The sequence below is a fragment of the Streptomyces axinellae genome, from assembly GCF_039532135.1.
GTDB lineage: Bacteria > Actinomycetota > Actinomycetes > Streptomycetales > Streptomycetaceae > Streptomyces > Streptomyces axinellae.
This window is the reverse complement of sequence record NZ_BAAARJ010000014.1, coordinates 200,443-217,325: the sequence shown is the minus strand read 5'-3', so window position 1 is coordinate 217,325 and position 16,883 is coordinate 200,443. Positions and strand designations below refer to the sequence as shown.

15 protein-coding genes and 1 pseudogene are annotated in these 16,883 nt (G+C 68.1%); 7 read left to right on the top strand and 9 right to left on the bottom strand.

The features are described 5' to 3' along the window. Positions 1-17: 17 nt before the first annotated feature. From ABD339_RS21930 to ybiA, 4 genes and pseudogenes are all read left to right on the top strand, one after another. Positions 18-416 carry a putative T7SS-secreted protein gene (locus ABD339_RS21930; RefSeq protein WP_344568124.1) on the top strand — a complete coding sequence of 133 codons (399 nt, stop codon included), beginning with the start codon at positions 18-20 and terminating at the stop codon, positions 414-416. Further along, positions 329-1,813, top strand: a pseudogene (locus ABD339_RS21925) (RHS repeat-associated core domain-containing protein); the annotation flags it as partial. The gene ABD339_RS21930 and the pseudogene ABD339_RS21925, both read left to right, overlap by 88 nt. A 1,010-nt stretch (positions 1,814-2,823) precedes the next feature. Beyond that, complete coding sequence (locus ABD339_RS21920; RefSeq protein ID WP_344568106.1) at positions 2,824-3,078, top strand: hypothetical protein; 255 nt, start codon at positions 2,824-2,826, stop codon at positions 3,076-3,078. Then, positions 2,984-3,685 (top strand): riboflavin biosynthesis intermediates N-glycosidase, encoded by a 702-nt coding sequence (gene ybiA / locus ABD339_RS21915; RefSeq protein WP_344568105.1) that lies wholly within the window; start codon positions 2,984-2,986, stop codon positions 3,683-3,685. Before ABD339_RS21920 ends, ybiA begins: the two co-directional genes overlap by 95 nt. A gap of 160 nt (positions 3,686-3,845) precedes the next feature. On the opposite strand, the gene ABD339_RS21910 is transcribed toward ybiA, so the two are convergent. Then, entirely contained in the window at positions 3,846-5,708 is a 1,863-nt protein-coding gene (locus tag ABD339_RS21910; protein ID WP_344568104.1) for an MFS transporter, read from the bottom strand. Positions 5,709-5,971: 263 nt separating this feature from the next. Here ABD339_RS21910 and ABD339_RS21905 point away from each other — a divergent pair, with 263 nt between their 5' ends. Next, on the top strand, positions 5,972-6,994 hold the full coding sequence (locus ABD339_RS21905; RefSeq protein WP_344568103.1) for an Lrp/AsnC family transcriptional regulator: 1,023 nt from the start codon (positions 5,972-5,974) through the stop codon (positions 6,992-6,994). 84 nt (positions 6,995-7,078) lie between these two features. On the opposite strand, the gene ABD339_RS21900 is transcribed toward ABD339_RS21905, so the two are convergent. The 3 genes from ABD339_RS21900 to ABD339_RS21890 all read right to left on the bottom strand — a co-directional run bounded on the left by ABD339_RS21900 (position 7,079) and on the right by ABD339_RS21890 (position 8,937). Next, a complete protein-coding gene (locus tag ABD339_RS21900; RefSeq protein WP_344568102.1) occupies positions 7,079-7,294 on the bottom strand; it encodes a DUF397 domain-containing protein in 216 nt (71 codons plus the stop codon). Further along, a complete protein-coding gene (locus tag ABD339_RS21895) occupies positions 7,291-8,145 on the bottom strand; it encodes a helix-turn-helix domain-containing protein (protein WP_344568101.1) in 855 nt (284 codons plus the stop codon). Before ABD339_RS21895 ends, ABD339_RS21900 begins: the two co-directional genes overlap by 4 nt. A 600-nt stretch (positions 8,146-8,745) precedes the next feature. Further along, a complete protein-coding gene (locus tag ABD339_RS21890; RefSeq protein ID WP_344568100.1) occupies positions 8,746-8,937 on the bottom strand; it encodes a hypothetical protein in 192 nt (63 codons plus the stop codon). Between the two features lie 741 nt (positions 8,938-9,678). Between ABD339_RS21890 and ABD339_RS21885 the strand changes: the two genes are divergently transcribed. Further along, positions 9,679-10,269 carry a Uma2 family endonuclease gene (locus ABD339_RS21885; protein WP_344568099.1) on the top strand — a complete coding sequence of 197 codons (591 nt, stop codon included), beginning with the start codon at positions 9,679-9,681 and terminating at the stop codon, positions 10,267-10,269. 164 nt (positions 10,270-10,433) lie between these two features. On the opposite strand, the gene tuf is transcribed toward ABD339_RS21885, so the two are convergent. The 5 genes from tuf to ABD339_RS21860 form a co-directional block, all read right to left on the bottom strand. Then, a complete protein-coding gene (tuf, locus tag ABD339_RS21880) occupies positions 10,434-11,627 on the bottom strand; it encodes an elongation factor Tu (RefSeq protein WP_344568098.1) in 1,194 nt (397 codons plus the stop codon). A gap of 227 nt (positions 11,628-11,854) precedes the next feature. Next, the gene (fusA, locus tag ABD339_RS21875; RefSeq protein ID WP_344568097.1) at positions 11,855-13,978 is read right to left on the bottom strand and encodes an elongation factor G; all 2,124 of its coding nucleotides are present in this window, start codon (positions 13,976-13,978) and stop codon (positions 11,855-11,857) included. A gap of 39 nt (positions 13,979-14,017) precedes the next feature. Continuing rightward, positions 14,018-14,488 (bottom strand): 30S ribosomal protein S7, encoded by a 471-nt coding sequence (rpsG, locus tag ABD339_RS21870; RefSeq protein WP_191209779.1) that lies wholly within the window; start codon positions 14,486-14,488, stop codon positions 14,018-14,020. A 2-nt stretch (positions 14,489-14,490) separates the two neighbouring features. Beyond that, entirely contained in the window at positions 14,491-14,862 is a 372-nt protein-coding gene (gene rpsL / locus ABD339_RS21865; RefSeq protein WP_344568096.1) for a 30S ribosomal protein S12, read from the bottom strand. 547 nt (positions 14,863-15,409) lie between these two features. Continuing rightward, entirely contained in the window at positions 15,410-15,880 is a 471-nt protein-coding gene (locus ABD339_RS21860) for a DUF1707 and DUF4190 domain-containing protein (protein WP_344568123.1), read from the bottom strand. A 240-nt stretch (positions 15,881-16,120) separates the two neighbouring features. Between ABD339_RS21860 and ABD339_RS21855 the strand changes: the two genes are divergently transcribed. After that, positions 16,121-16,831, top strand: a complete 711-nt coding sequence (locus ABD339_RS21855; RefSeq protein ID WP_344568095.1) for a Crp/Fnr family transcriptional regulator — start codon at positions 16,121-16,123, stop codon at positions 16,829-16,831. The last annotated feature ends 52 nt before the right edge of the window (positions 16,832-16,883 follow it).

Genomic DNA, 16,883 nt, shown 5'->3' with positions numbered 1-16,883 from the left:
CCAGGGGTTTGCGGGGTGTGGGGAAGGGGGCGTTGAAGGGGCGGGCTGCGGACGCCTTCTGGGAGAAGGTGGGGCTGGAGCCGGTCAAGTGGGTGAAGGCGGCGGACGCGTGCGAGAAGGCTGCCGGCGCGCTGGAGGATTTCGCGGGGACGGTGGAGTGGGCGCAGGGCCAGGCGGGGGAGGCGGTGGCCAAGTACAAGGACGACAAGAAGAAGGCCGCCCAGGAGCAGTTGGACGAGGCGCGTTCCCAGCGTGACGAGGCGGCGGGGCGGGCGCGCACGGCGGTGCGGGCGGCGCGGGACGCGGCCCCGCCCAAGGCGTCTTACCCGCCGGACGTCCGACCGCTGAGACGGATTTCGACAACCGCACCCAGCACTACCAACTCGACGCGGTGGGCGGCCTGGTCCGGCGGGTGACACCCCTGGGCGAGCAGATCACCCACGAACGCGACCTGCTCGGCCGCACCGTACGCAAGAACGCGGCCGGCGCCGTGACCACCTACGTCTACGACGCGGCAGGCCGCCTGCTCGAAGCGGTCGGCCCCGACGCGGAAGTGCGCTACCAGCGCGACAAGCTCGGCCGCGTCAAAACCGAACTCGTCAACGGACGGGCCCTCACCCACACCTACGACGCCCTCGGCCGCCGCACCCGCCGCACCACCCCCACCGGCGCCCTCTCCACCAGCACCTACGACCCCGCAGGCAACCGCACCACACTCACAACCTCCGGCCACACCCTCGACTCCACCCACGACGCCGCAGGCCGCGAAACCCAACGCCACATGGGCGACCAGGGCCTCACCCTCACCCAGATCTGGGACCCCGCAGGCCGCCTGACGACACAATCCTTGTCGGCCGGGACCGTGGTTCAGGAGCGTGGCTATTCCTATCGGGCGGACGGCTGTCTGACGGAAGTGGACGACAGCCTCTCCGGCCGCGCAATCTTCGATCTCGACGCGGTGGGCCGGGTGACGGCTGTCCACGCCGCCGCCTGGACAGAGCGGTACGCGTACGACGACGCGGGAAACCAAACTCACGCGAATTGGCCCACCACACACCCGGCCCCGGAAGCGACAGGCCCACGCACCTACTCCGGAACGGTGATCCAAGCGGCGGGAAAGGTTCGCTACGAACACGACGAGGCGGGCCGCATCAGGCTCCGCCAGAAGCCCCGCCTGTCGAAGAAGCCGGACACCTGGCACTACACCTGGGACGCGGAGGATCGCCTCACGCAGGTCGTCACCCCGGACGGCGCAAAGTGGCGCTACACATATGACCCGCTGGGCCGCCGCACGGCGAAATACCGCATGATCGGCGAAGAAGCAGTCGAGCGTACGACCGTCACCTGGGACGGTGCCACGCTCGTGGAGCAGACCACCGCGGCCCAGCACCTCCCCCATCCGGTGACCCTCACCTGGGACCACAAGGGCCACACGCCTCTGGTACGGATGGAGCGGCTGACTGACGAATTCACGCAGGCGGAGATCGGCTCTCGCTTCTACGCGATGGTCACCGATGTTGTCGGCACGCCCACCGAGCTTGCGGCGGAATCCGGGCACATAGCCTGGCGCACCCGATCCACCGTCTGGGGCACCACCACCTGGCACACCAACAGCACGGCCTCCACACCCCTCCGCTTCCCCGGCCAGTACTACGACCCCGAAACCGGCCTCCACTACAACTACTTCCGCCACTACGATCCGGAAACCGCCCGCTTTGCACTTCCGGATCCGCTCGGATTGGCACCGGCACCGAATCCGGTCGCTTACGTGGACAACCCCCACTCCTGGATCGACCCGCTGGGCCTCGCACCCGAATATCCAGACCGCCCGGGGTTCGTCGAGCGTATGAAGGACAAGTTCCGGCCTCTGGGGTATCGGGCCGACCAGATCATGCGCGGGCAGCGGGAACCCATGCGTTTGGGTGATCTGGGCGACATCGAAACCCCGTACCTGGGAGACCCACTGAAGATGGGGCTCACTCGCAGCATGGACGATGACGCTGCTCCGCGCCATCAACGATCCGGACGGGATCGGGCACGTAGTGACGATCAGCGGGGGAGAAGTCATTCAAGGAAATCACAGAATCGCGGAAGCATTGTCCAGGATGAACGATCCTGCCCACCCCGGCATTACTCCGGAAACCATTGTGCATATTCTGGGCAGGGGAGGAAATTGATGAAAATACCCTTTGGTTGGCTCAGGCATCGGGCACGAGTTGTCTCGCCTTTCGGGTGGCCGGTACCGGCAGAGGTCCGCGTCGTCGATGAGCGCACTCTGCAAAAATTGATTGTCGATGCCCAGGAGAGAGGGTTCAGCCGTAACGGGAAACGAATCGAATTCGAAGCGGCTGCAACTGGTGATGAGAAATATATTCTCACCCCGATCCTTCAGGAGAACACTCCAGGAGAAAGCTGGATCTGCACCATTTTCGCCTACGACCTGGGCCGGGTAGGCGGAAAAACGTCTCCGCTTCGACGCGTTCCGCATCGCCTGGATGTCGCCACGCGCACTTTCGATGACCTCGGGAAACTTTCGCCCCAAACCCAGGACCAACTTCTGCACGCCTTGATCGGAGAATTCATGACTTCCACTCCCCCGGCGGGAGCCAAGGGCTGATTGCGGGGCGGGCCAAGCGACGCACTGGCATGAAAACGGGGAAAGAAAGCGTGTTGGCAGGACTTTCGTTGGTCCGTGATGAATCGTCTCGACACGTCTAACGGTTCAACCCGCTGCCGCACACTGCTGGACTCGCTGACGAGAACGCAGGCTACTGCCCCAGGACCGAACCACGGTGCGGAAACTCCACCCCAGAGAGCCGAAAAATGCTGCGCAATCACCAAGAACGTACCGCCCGAGTTCTCGGAGTGGCCCCCGTCGGGGCGAGGGTCGACGTGGACGGGGTGCCCGGGTTCCTCGACCAGGCGAAGCACCCGTCCTGGCGGGACCCGAACGCTCCGCCGCCCGAGGTAGGCGACGAACTCCATGTCGTGGTCCTGGATGCCGATCGCGAGCCCCCGCGACTCAGCGCACTCCAGCAGGACATCGACAACGCTCGGCGACTGCGGGACGCACCATGAACTCGTCGGCTCCGTGGCGGAGAAACGGCCTCGAAGGCCCAGGTATCGCCAACTATGCCCCGAACAATCGCCGAAGCCGTGGAAATGGAGCGGTCGGGCCAAACGATGCGGTTCCTGTTCTTCTGGAACAGCCAACGGGGCAACAACGAGAGCCCGGGGCCCGGCTGGCCTCAGTCAATGGTGGCAAGAAGAATTCACTTCCGAAGGGCACACTTTCCGTTCCGCGGAGCACTACATGATGGCGCACAAGGCTTGGCTGTTCAATGACGGCGATGCCGCGAAGCGCGTTCTCGCGGCCTCACACCCCGGCGAAGCAAAGTCGTTGGGCCGTCAGGTGCAGGGGTTCGAGGAAGACATATGGCACGAGCACCGGTACGGCATTGTTGTGCGCGGGAGCATCGCGAAGTTCTCTCAGAGCCCAGAGGTCAGGGATTTCCTTCAGAGCACCCATAAACGGGTACTGGTGGAAGCAAGCCCCTTGGACCGGATCTGGGGAATCGGCTTGGCTGCGGGCGACGAACGCGCATTGCCACCCGCCTCATGGAAAGGTCTCAACCTGCTGGGTTTTGCCCTCATGGAAGCTCGCGAGGAAATGACCTCGCAATGACGGGGTGCCGCGACCCGCCCCCTACGGCGAGGGCGGGCATCAGCCGCACCAGCCCCGCCCACCCCGCGTCCCGTACAAGGGGAGGTCGTTCGGCTCCCGGCTCGCCGCCTCCCCCCATACGTCGGGGCGCGCGGCGGGGTGCACAGCGGGGGCGCAGCCCCTACCCCCGCCGCGTCACACCCACCTCGGGCAGTCGGCTGCCGTCACCTTCCGTACCGTCACCGGCGCGCGCATCGGCATCAGCACCGGCGCCCACACCCACATCGGCGCCGGTACCGGCATCCGCCCCCGCCCCCGTGCCCGAACCGCCACCAGCGCCCTCTCCCCCACCGGCCGGTTCCCCTTGCCCATGGCTGACGGCGGCGGGCAACGTCGGGGCGCCCCCGGTGGCGCCGGTGGCATCCCCGGTGGCGCCGGTGGCATCCCCGTCAGCAGGCCGACGCGACGGTCGTACCAGCGCCAGCACCAGCAGCCCCCCAGCTCCCGCCGCCAGCGCCGCCACCAGGAACACCTGGTCGAGCCCCGTGGCGAACGCGCCGTGTACCAGTTCGCGCGCCGCACCCCGGTGCGCGGCGGGCGCCGCGTCCACCAGGCGCTGGGCCTGCCCCGCGGCCAGCGCCGAGGCACCCGCCTCCGGGTCCGGAACCGTGCCGGGCCCGGCCAGGGCATCCGCCGTCCGGCTCGTGAAGACCGCACCGAGGACGGCGATGGCCAAGGTCATGCCCAGTTGACGGAACGTGTTGACGGCCCCGCCCGCCATTCCGGCGCGCTGCGGCGGCACCGTGGACGTCGCGGCCGAGACCAGCACCGGGGTGGCCAGTCCGACGCCGATCCCGGTGACCACGAGGCCCCATACGAGGGACGCCCGCCCCGCGTCGGCTGTCATACCGGCGCGCAGCAGCAGCATGCCCCCGGCGATGCCCAGCAGTCCGGCCCCGATCGGCAGGCGCGGCGCGAGCCGCTGGATGTGGCGGCCGGCCACGGCGGAGACGAGGAACGACGACCCGGCCAGCGGAGCCAGCGCGAGTCCGGCGCTTATCGGACCCAGGTCCAGCACGGACTGCAACCACAGCGAGAGCAGCACCAGGCAGCCGAAGGCCCCGCCCTGCAACAGCAGCGCACCGCTCATCAACGCCGCGAACGAGGGACGGCGCAGCAGCGCCAGGTCCAGCATCGGGACGCCCCCGCGCCGCGCCGTACGGTGCTCGATCACCACGAACGCGACGAGCGCCACGGCAGTGACGGCGAAGGCGGTCAGGACCTCGGCGGAGGCCCAGCCCGCCTCCCCGCCGCGGATGAGCCCGTAGGTGAGGGTGGCCGCCGCGACGGTGAAGGCCACGGCGCCGGCCACATCGATACGCGCCCCCGCCCCGGACCTCGCTCCCCCGCCCGCACCCGGACCCGCACCGGCACCGGCACCGGCACCGGCACCGGCACCGGCACCGGACGACCCTGCCGGCTGACCGGCCGGCCGGTCGGCCCGCACCACCCGCAGCGTCATGGCGATGGCGACGGCGGCGATCGGCAGGTTGACCCAGAAGATGGTCGGCCAGCTGAAGTTCTCGGTGAGCAGTCCGCCCAGCAGCGGGCCCGCCGCAGCCGCGGCGCCGTTGGCCGCGCCCCACACGCCGAACGCCGTACCCCGGTCCCTGCCCTGGTAGGAGGTGAGCAGCAGCGCGGGCGCCGTCGCGAACATCGCGGCGCCGCCTATGCCCTGCACCACGCGCGCCGCGATCAGCATCTCCGCGCTGGACGCGAGGCCGCACACGAGCGAGGCCAGGCCGAAGACCGCCAGGCCGCAGACGTAGGACCGCCGATGGCCGAAGCGGTCCGCGAGCGACCCGGAGGCCAGCAACAGCGCGGCCAGGGCCAGGGCGTAGCCGTCGATCACCCACTGCAAGGAGGCGAAGGAGGCGTCGAGGTCGTCAGCCATGCTGGGGAGCGCGACGTTCACGATGGTCACGTCGACCAGCAGGATGAAGGCGCCGAGGCAGACCGCCAACAGGGGCCACCACTTGCGCATATCAGGTTCTCCGTTCGGTTCGGATCGGGTGGGATCGGTTCGGATCGGTTCGGGTGTGCGTGCCGTCCAGGAAGAGGGCCGGGACGGCGACAACGGGATGGGGCGCGGCCGGACAGGGCCGGATCTGGAAGGGGCGGGCCGGGACGGGGGCGGCACGCCCAGCGGTAGGTGACCTCGGCCCCGTCAGGTAGAGCCTTGAGCCCGCACAGCCACATCGCTAAGCCAGAGCAGCTCTCATGCGCGAATCCGACACAATGAAGCCTATGGCGACCTATCTCGACACCCCCCGTCACACGTCCCGAAGCCTGTCGGACGACGACATGGCGCTCGTGCACGCGCTTCAGGTCAACGGACGGGCCTCGTTCCGGGAGATCGCCGACGCGCTCGGCATCTCCGACCAGACCGCCGCGCGCCGCTGGTCCCGGCTGCGGTCCGCCGGGCGGCTCCGGGTGCTGGGCCTGACCGACCCGCTGCGGCTGGGGGATTCCATCTGGCTCGTCCGCGTACGGTGCACCCCCGACGCGGCGACCTCCCTCGGGGAAGCGATGGCGCGGCGCCCCGATACGACCTGGGTCCACCTCAGCTCCGGCGGTACCGAGATCAACTGCTCGGTGCGCACCCGTGGTCCAGGTCTTGAGGAGTCCCTGCTCCTCCAGAAGCTCCCGCGCACCCCACAGGTGGTGGACGTGTCGGCGCACTGCTCGCTGCACATGTTCTTCGGCCGGCACCTGAGCCCGATCAACAAGCGCGGGCCGCTGAGCCCCGCCCAGGTCGCGGCGCTCACTCCCCCGGACGCCCCAGCCGAGCGAGCCACGGAATCTGCCCCTCCGGTGACGCTGGACGACAGCGACCGGCACCTGCTCGACCTGCTGGCCCGGGACGGCCGTGCCGCCCCGGCGGACCTGGCCACGGCGACCGGACTGTCCCCCTCCACCGTGCGCCGCCGCATCGCCGAACTCCGAGCGGCCGGCGCCCTGTACTTCGACGTCGAATACCACGCCGACGTCCTCCAGCAGAGCTTCCGGGCCGCCCTGTGGCTGGAGATCGACCCGTCACACCTCGCCGAGGCGGGGGCGACGCTCGCGGCACACCCGGAGGTCGCCTTCGCCACCGCGGTCACCGGCACAGCGAACCTCTACGCCAGCATCGACACCACGACCGCCCAGTCCTTCTACCGCTACCTCACCGAGTCGGTGGCCGCCCTCCCCGGCCTCCGCCACACGGCCACCTCCCCCACCCACCGCACCTTGAAGGGCCCCGGCCCCTACCTCCCGCCCCGCCCCTGAGCCCCGCACTCTGCGTCCCGCCCCCTACACGCCGGTGCCCCGCCTCCAAGGAGGAGACGGGACACCACACGAACCGGTCGAGCGTCAGGCCACATCCGCCGCGTACGACACGAACTCGGCCCAAGCGCCGGAGCCGAACCCGAGCCGAGGCCCCGCCGTGTCCTTGGAGTCACGGACGTGCACCGCGTCAGGTGCCAGAGCGACCTCCACACAATCCGGACCGTCGTTGTCGCTGTAACTGCTCTTGACCCACTCCAGGTCGGCGGCGCCTTCTCTTGAAAACGGCTTCAACGCTGTCATGTCTCTCCCAGCACCTTTTCGATGAACGCCAAAGACTCACGCGGAGTGAGCGCTTGTGAACGGATCATCCCATAGCGCAGCTCAAGGATCTGCACCTCTTTCGGGTCAGCCATCAATCGGCTGGTGAGCTGTGCATTCGTAGCCCCCAACGTCTTGCCGTCCTTGAGCTTCAGCACCCGAAGCTCGCCGCCCATCCCCCCATGCTCCTCACAGTCCAGCGGCATCACCTGGAGAGTGACATGGCGCAACTGCCCAACTTCCAGGAGCCGTTCGAGCTGCGCCCGCCACACCGCCCTGCCACCGAGCGGCCTCCGCAGCGTCGCCTCTTCCTGGACGAACGTCAACGTGGGCGCCGGACGTCGTTCGAAGATCGCCTGGCGGGCCATCCGAGCGGCAACATGCCGGTCGATCTCGTCCTCGCTGAACGCGGGCCGCCGCATGGCGAAGAGCGCTCGCGCGTAGTCCTCCGTCTGCAACAACCCGTCGAGATTGTGGTCCCCGTAGGCGCCCCGCTCGACGAGCTTCGACTCCAACTTCGCCAAGTCCCGGACTTTCTTCGGGTACCGGGCCTGCTTGACGTCCTCCTTCATCGCGGAGAGCTTGCCGCCCGCGCCGAGCCGGTCATCGGCGTTGTCGAGGAACTGCGGCTGGGGGAGCCGCTTCGCGCGCTCGACCGCGGAGACCATCTCCTCGCAGTATCCGATCGCCGCGCCCAACCCGGTCTGTGTGAGCCCGGCCGCCTCCCGCCACAACTTGACCTGGCGACCGACCGCGCGCGCCACAGTCGTGGAGTCGTCCTCCAGGCCCGAATCCCAGCCCGAGCCCCACTCGTCTCCGTCGTTCTCAGCCATGCGCATCTACCCCTGCCTCTGTCTCATTCGACGCGCGACACAGTACGCACGCCCAACAACCCTGTGTCACAAGCGCGGGAAGCCCACCCGGTTACGGCGTACAAGCCGTACAATTCCGCGCCCCGACAGAACAGGTCCCCCACCGGAACGCGCGCCCCCACGACCCGGTACTCAACACTCCGGTACGCAACACCCCGGTGCTCCGCGACCCCGCGCCCCGCATCCCCGCACTCCACGAAGCCAAAGACGTAAAGGAACCCGCGAAAGCACCTCACCAAGCCCCACCAAGCCCCACAGCTCCCCATCAGCCCCCTCACCCACACGAGTGAACGCGGCCAACTCCGTTGGACAAAGCGCCTGTTGACTGGCACAGGCTCCAACTCGACACGACAACCGCACACATGCGACGGCCCCCGGCCGGGACTGGCATCCCGAACGAGGGCCTGACCATCGAGGAAGTAGGAGCTTCCCGGTGGCTCTTCAGCAGCTTGACGCGGCTGCCCCCACGCCGGGCCCCGTTCCGCCGCACGCCCCGCGAGCCGTTCACCATCCCGTCCACCGAACGGCACCCCGTTCCGGGCTCGTGCACATCAAGCACCGTCACCGCGAGCGCTTCACGGTGTCGGCGACCACCTGGCCCAGCACCGCGAGCTGTCCCTCCTCGCGATCGGCCTGGCCGTACACATCCAGTCCGTACCGGACGGCGCCAGGGCGGACATCAAGTCGCTCAGCGCCCGCTTCCCCGAGGGCGAGACGCGTATCGCCGCCGCCCTGCGCGAGTTGGAGGCGCACGGTTACCTGACACGAACGGCGCGGCGCACACCCGGCGGCCCTCTGGTCACCCGCACCGGTCTCGTACGCCAACCCGGCAGCGGCGACACCCACCCCCTGCCAGCCCGAGCCAACGCCAGCACAACCCCAGACGCAGACGCAGACACCAGCACCACCGGCATCACCAACACCAACATCACCGGCACCGGCACCGGCACCGGCACCGCCGCCACACTCCTCGCAGCCCTGCGCCGCGACGACGACCGGCTACTGCTGTCCGAACGGGACGTGGCCCGCCTCTCCCCCGCCGTCACGGCGTGGCTGGAGCGCGGCGCCGGGCCGGAGGCCATCCCGCGGCGCCGGGCCGGAGGCCATCCGCCGCGCGCGGACCGCGCACCTCCCCATCGGGCTGTCATGCCGCCCGCGGCCTGTCGGCTTCCGTCCTGGCGCGCAGACCGCGCACCTCCCCATCGGGCCCGTCCACCACCCCGCGGCCCTGCTCTCCCACCACCTGACCGCGCTCCTCCCCCCGCCGCTCCCCGCCGCCCCGCCATCGGCCCCGTCCCCCGACCCGTTCGAGGAATGCCCCGACTGCGAACGCCCCTTCCGCGCCCCCGGCCCCGGCCGCCGCCGGTCCTGCCGCACGGGGCCGAACGCGTACGCGCGAGCGGTCGGGCTCACAGCCCCCCGGCTAGCATGAATGGTCCGCTCTCCGGTCCCACCGCAGAGATCTCGGTCCCACCGCACACAGGAGCGAGCGCCGTGACCCTCACCCCGCACCACGCGGAACACGACTCCTTCCAGTACCAGGCCATGCGCGACATCGTGGACCGCGTACACGACGGGGTGCCCGGCAAGCTGGAGATCACCAAGGAAGGAATCGTCCACGACATGATGGCCCCGGGGGGACCGCACGAACTGACGGCGGCGCGCGTCAGCCGGCGGCTGGAGAAGGTCATGCCGGACGAGCTGCTGGCGCACACCGGGACACCCGACGTGGAGGACGTGGCCGAGGGTGTGCTGCGGCACCCGGACGTCATGGTGATCGCCGAGGCCGATATGGAGATCGAGGCGTCATTCGACCCGCGTACCATCCTCGCCGCAGTCGAGGTGGTGTCCCGGTCCAACCCGGACAACGACTGGACGGGGAAGATGCGGGATTACCCGCTGCTCGGTATCCCGGTCTACGCGGTCTTCGATCCCCGCACCGGAGAAGGCGCGGTCCTCTCGGACATCCACCCGACTCCGCAAGGCCCCCGGTACGCGACCAGGAAGAACTTCGTCTATGGCGAGGACGTCACCATCGCCGACTGGACGATCTCGACCAAGGACCTGCCGCGCTATCCGGAGTGACCCGACAGCCTCGGAGCATCCACCCGCACACAGAAGCCCGCACACAAAGAAGAGGGCCCGCACGGCACAAGCCGTACGGGCCCTCTCCCAGCTCCAGCCGGAACGAAGCCCCGACCGAACGCGTCAGACGCGCTGAACGCGCGAGCCGCGTCAGACGCGACAGGTCACTTGTTGATCTTGGTGACCTGGCCGGCGCCCACGGTCCGGCCACCCTCGCGGATGGCGAACTTGAGGCCCTCTTCCATGGCGACGGGCTGGATGAGCTGGACGCTCATCTCGGTGTTGTCGCCCGGCATGACCATCTCGGTGCCCTCGGGGAGGGTCACGACACCGGTCACGTCGGTGGTGCGGAAGTAGAACTGCGGGCGGTAGTTGTTGAAGAAGGGGGTGTGACGGCCACCCTCGTCCTTCGACAGGATGTACGCCTGCGCCTCGAACTCCGTGTGCGGGGTGACCGAGCCCGGCTTGATGATGACCTGGCCGCGCTCGACGTCCTCGCGCTTGATGCCACGGAGCAGCAGACCGACGTTCTCACCGGCCTGACCCTCGTCCAGCAGCTTCCGGAACATCTCGATGCCGGTCACCGTGGTGGTGGTCTTGGTGTCCTTGATGCCGATGATGTCAACGGTCTCGTTGACCTTCAGCACACCGCGCTCGATACGGCCGGTGACGACCGTACCGCGACCGGTGATGGTGAAGACATCCTCGATCGGCATCAGGAACGGCTTGTCGGTGTCGCGCTCGGGAGAGGGGATCGCCTCATCGACGGCCGCCATCAGCTTGACGACGGACTCGCCCCACTCCTTGTCGCCCTCAAGAGCCTTGAGCGCGGAGACCTTGACGACCGGAACCTCGTCGCCCGGGAACTCGTACTCGGAGAGCAGCTCGCGAACCTCGAGCTCGACGAGTTCCATGATCTCCTCGTCGTCCACCATGTCGGCCTTGTTCAGCGCGACGACGATGTACGGAACACCGACCTGGCGGGCCAGGAGCACGTGCTCCTTGGTCTGCGGCATCGGGCCGTCGGTGGCGGCGACCACGAGGATGGCGCCGTCCATCTGGGCGGCACCGGTGATCATGTTCTTGATGTAGTCCGCGTGACCCGGGCAGTCGACGTGGGCGTAGTGACGGTTCTCCGTCTGGTACTCGACGTGCGCGATGGAGATCGTGATACCGCGCTGGCGCTCTTCGGGCGCCTTGTCGATGTTCTCGAAGGCCGAAGCCTCGTTCAGGTCCGGGTACGCGTCGTGCAGCACCTTGGTAATCGCCGCGGTAAGAGTGGTCTTGCCGTGGTCGATGTGACCGATGGTGCCGATGTTGACGTGCGGCTTAGTCCGCTCGAACTTCGCCTTCGCCACTGGGGTCCTCCTGTGGACTGGTGCTGTACACCCTCCACAGTTTTGCGGAGGGGTTCAGGTGGTCGTACCGAACAGATCAGGACCCCGAGGGGGATGCCCTTGACCTGTTCGCTGGGATGGGCCGGCGGCCGGGGCATCCCCGGCACAGCCGCACGGAAAGTCCGTACGCTCTGTGCCGGAGTGCCCCGAATGCCTTTGCTCCAGCCTAAAGGGTGAGCGTGGGTCTGTTACTCGCCCTTGGCCTTCGCGATGATCTCCTCGGCGACGTTCTTGGGAACCTCGGCGTAGGAGTCGAACTGCATGGAGTAGTTGGCACGCCCGGAGGTCTTGCTGCGCAGGTCTCCGACGTAGCCGAACATCTCCGACAGCGGTACCAGGCCGGTGACGAGCTTGGCGTTACCGCGGTCCTCCATGGACTGGATCTGGCCGCGGCGGGAGTTGATGTCTCCGATCACGTCGCCCATGTAGTCCTCGGGCGTCGTCACCTCGACCTTCATCATCGGCTCCAGCAGGGCCGGGCTGGCCTTCCGGGCGGCTTCCTTGAACGCGATGGAGCCAGCGATCTTGAATGCCATCTCGGAGGAGTCGACGTCGTGGAAGGCACCGTCGAGCAGCGTCACACGGACACCGGTCAGCGGGTAGCCGGCCAGCACGCCGAACTCCATGGCCTCCTGGCAGCCGGCGTCCACGGACGGGATGTACTCCCGCGGGATGCGGCCACCGGTGACCTGGTTGACGAACTCGTAGCCGTCACCCTCAAGAGGCTCGACAGAGATCTGCACCTTCGCGAACTGACCGGAACCACCGGTCTGCTTCTTGTGGGTGTAATCGACCTTGTCGACCTTCTTGCGGAGCGACTCGCGGTAGGCCACCTGCGGCTTACCGACGTTGGCCTCGACCTTGAACTCGCGCTTCATCCGGTCGACGAACACATCGAGGTGCAGCTCGCCCATGCCAGAGATGATCGTCTGGCCGGTCTCCTCGTCGGTCTTGACCTGGAAGGACGGGTCCTCCTCGGACAGCCGCTGAATCGCGATGCCCAGCTTCTCCTGGTCACCCTTGGACTTCGGCTCGATGGCGACCTCGATCACCGGGGCCGGGAAGTCCATGGACTCCAGGATCACCGGGTTCGCGGCGTCCGAGAGCGTCTCACCCGTGGTGGTCTGCTTCAGGCCCATGACGGCGACGATGTCACCGGCACCCACCGACTCGATCTCCTCACGCTTGTTCGCGTGCATGCGGTAGATCTTGCCGATGCGCTCCTTGCGGCCCTTCACGGAGTTCAGCACCTGGGTGCCGGCCTCCAGACGGCCGGAGTAGACGCGCAGGAAGGTGAGCTTGCCGAGGTGCGGGTCGCTGGCGATCTTGAATGCCAGCGCCGACATCGGCTCGTCCTCGGAGGGGCGCCGCTTGATGATCTCGTTGGCGTCCTTCGGGGACTGGCCCTCGACGGCCTCGACATCGATCGGGGCCGGCAGGTAGCGGACGATCGCGTCCAGGAGGGGCTGCACGCCCTTGTTCTTGAACGCGGTGCCGCAGAAGACCGGGGTGACGGTGATGGTGCCCTCGGCGCCGGTGGAGGCGAGGGTGACACGGCGGATCGCCGCCATGAGCTGGTCCTGGGTGGGCTCCTGGCCCTCCAGGTACAGCTCCATCATCTCCTCGTCGTTCTCCGCCACGGCTTCGAGCAGCTTGCCGCGCCACTCCTCGGCCGCCTCGGTGTGGGTGTCCGGGATGTCGACGGTGTCGTACATCTCGCCCATCTTCGCCTCGGGCGACCAGACGAGCGCCTTCATCTGCACGAGATCGACGACGCCCTTGAAGTCCGCCTCGGTGCCGATCGGCAGCTGCATGACCAGCGGCACCGCGCCCAGGCGGTCCACGATCATGTCCACACAGCGGTGGAACTCGGCGCCGGTACGGTCCAGCTTGTTGACGAAGCAGATGCGCGGGACGCCGTAACGGTCGGCCTGCCGCCACACCGTCTCGGACTGCGGCTCGACACCGGCCACCCCGTCGAACACCGTCACAGCACCGTCGAGCACACGCAGCGCACGCTCCACCTCGACGGTGAAGTCCACGTGGCCGGGGGTGTCGATGATGTTGATGGTGTAGTCGACGTCGTTGAGCGGCCAGTGAGTGGTCGTCGCGGCAGACGTGATCGTGATGCCGCGCTCCTGCTCCTGCTCCATCCAGTCCATCGTGGCTGCGCCGTCGTGGACTTCACCGATCTTGTAGCTGCGACCGGTGTAGAAAAGGATCCGCTCGGTGGTCGTCGTCTTGCCCGCGTCGATGTGGGCCATGATCCCGATGTTGCGGACCTTGGCCAGGTCAAGTGAAGTGGTAGCCATAAGGCTTCAGTCTTCTCTCGGTCTCGATGGGGTCTGCGACTACCAGCGGTAGTGCGCGAAGGCCTTGTTGGACTCGGCCATCTTGTGCGTGTCCTCACGCTTCTTGACGGCTGCGCCCAGGCCGTTGGAGGCGTCGAGCAGCTCGTTCATGAGGCGTTCGGTCATGGTCTTCTCACGGCGGGCGCGGGAGTACCCGACGAGCCAGCGCAGCGCGAGAGTGGAGGCGCGGCCGGGCTTGACCTCGACCGGCACCTGGTAGGTGGCGCCGCCGACCCGGCGGGACTTGACCTCAAGGGTCGGCTTGATGTTCTCCAGCGCGCGCTTGAGCGTGATGACCGGGTCGTTGCCGGTCTTCTCACGCAGACCCTCCATGGCGCCGTAGACAATGCGCTCGGCGGTGGAGCGCTTGCCGTTCAGGAGCACCTTGTTGATGAGGGACGTCACCAAAGGAGTGCCGTAGACCGGGTCGATGATGACCGGGCGCTTCGGGGCGGGGCCCTTACGAGGCATGCTTACTTCTCCTTCTTGGCGCCGTAGCGGCTGCGAGCCTGCTGGCGGTTCTTGACGCCCTGCGTGTCGAGGGAGCCGCGGATGATCTTGTAGCGAACACCCGGCAGGTCCTTCACACGGCCACCACGCACGAGCACGATGGAGTGCTCCTGGAGGTTGTGACCCTCACCCGGAATGTAGGCGGTGACCTCGATCCCGCTGGTCAGACGCACACGCGCGACCTTACGCAGGGCCGAGTTCGGCTTCTTCGGGGTGGTCGTGAACACACGCGTGCAGACGCCACGACGCTGGGGCGAACCCTCCAGTGCGGGCGTCTTGTTCTTCTCGACCTTGTCCTGCCGGCCCTTGCGGACCAGCTGCTGGATCGTAGGCACCGTTTCTCCGGTTTCTGTGTGCCGTCTCGGTAAAGCTAACCTGGGCCACAGCCCGACCCACGAGGTCGGGTGTGTCGAAGACTGCAGGTATCCGCTGAAGGCGGAAGACTTCTCCGTGGTGAGAAGCATGCAGATCCCGGTACCACCAGCTGCGCGGACATTCACCGCTCTCGCGGGGAGACAACAGCGCAGGGGACACCCCAGGCACAAGGTCTGAGGGTACCTACCTCATCGGCTGGGGTCAAAACAAATGGACCGGCCACCATAGCGCCTGCGACCTGCGAGAAGAAGAGCACCAGGCGTACGCCGACGAACCGACCCTTCGAGCCGTGACGGCGGACCCGGCGCCGCGACCGGCCCGGCCGGCCCGTCACGGAGCGTCCTCCCGTGCGGAGTACCGCGAGACGACCGGAACCCCGGGCCGGGGCCTCCCCCGCGCTGGGCCCCCTCCCGGCCGAAAGACGGGGGAGGAGCCGAGAGCTCGGGAGAGCGTGCCCGACGACGGGGCGGAAGGCAACTCGCCGGACGGACAATGCCGGCCACGCGGCTAGCTCGCCGCGACCACCGCGAGGATGAACGCGAGCGCGAACCCGATGGCCAGCCAGCCGAGCACCAGCCCGGCCGTCGCCAGCCCGGCCCCCTCCTCGCCGCTCCTGCGGATCTCCGCCTTCGCCTTGTGCCCCAGAACGACCGCGGGGATCGCCGTCAGCCCGTACATGGGCGACAGGATCCCGCAGACCAGCGCCCCGATGGCGGACCCGTTGGTCCTCGGCGGAGGCTGCGCGGGCAAGAACGTACGGGCCACCACCGGATACTGCGGCTGAGCCTGCACCGGCCGCGGCATCGCCATCGGCCCCTGCGGCAGGTCCGCGATGAGCACGTTCAACTCCGCGTACGTCTGCGACTGTGAGGCTCTCGTCAGCCGCTGCTCGTACTCGGCCTGACTCAGCCGGCCCTCGCTGAACCCGGCCTTGAGCACGTCGATCGTCCGCTCCCGGTCCGAGTGCGACGCGCGCATCGCCCCGAGCTGCTGCTCCCCCTGGGTCGGAACCCCCTCGGGGTTCCACGGTCCGAACGCCACTGCCCCCCACCTCCCGGCTCGCTTGCCCTTGGCTCTCCATCATCCATGACGCAGCCCATGCGCGACGGGTTCGCGCAGCATCGAAATCGGCCTCTCCCGACGCCACGAACGCTCCATTACAGTGTGCAAGCAGCCGCGACACCACGTGAGCGGCACGGTGGGGGAGGCAGAGCGTTCATGCCCGAGATACCGGGTCCTGGAGGGCCAGAGCTCGATGACCGCGTCCCCTATCTCGCCAGACTTGAACGCGCCGATCGCGCCTCTCTCGTCGCGCTCGGCCACGAGATGCGGTTCGAGCCGAGGGTTCCGCTCCTGCACCAGCACGAGCCCTCGTCGCACGTCCTCCTGATCCGAAGCGGCTGGACGAAGGTCACCGCCACCGCCTCCAACGGATACGAGGCGCTGCTCGCACTGCGCGGTCCGGGGGACGTGATCGGGGAGAGCGCCGCGCTCACCGGCCACCCCCGCTCCGCCACCGTCACCGCGCTCGAACCCGTGCTGGCCGTCGCCGTCGACCACGACCGGTTCCAGCGGTTCCTCACCGACACTCCCCGGGCAGCCCTGCGGCTGCTCTCCCTGACCAGCGACAGGACCCGGGCAGCTGACCGCAGGCGCCTGGAGTTCGCCTCCATGCGGGTCCGGGAACGTTTCGCCGCGCTGCTGCTGGAGCTCGCGCGCATGCACGGCAGGCGCGACGGGGATGCCATCGAGTTGACCGTCCCGCTCAGCAAGCAGGAGCTGGCCGGTTCCATTGGCGCCTCACGGGAGATGGTCAACAAGCTCCTGGGCGACCTCCGGAAGCGAGGGGTGGTCACCACCGGCCGCCGCTCCATGGTCATCCTCCGGCCGGACACCCTGCGCCGGATCTGCGCAGAGAGCGACCACTGACCAAGACCCGAACAGCACTGTGTGTATTCCTACACGGAAGGACTGAGCCTTC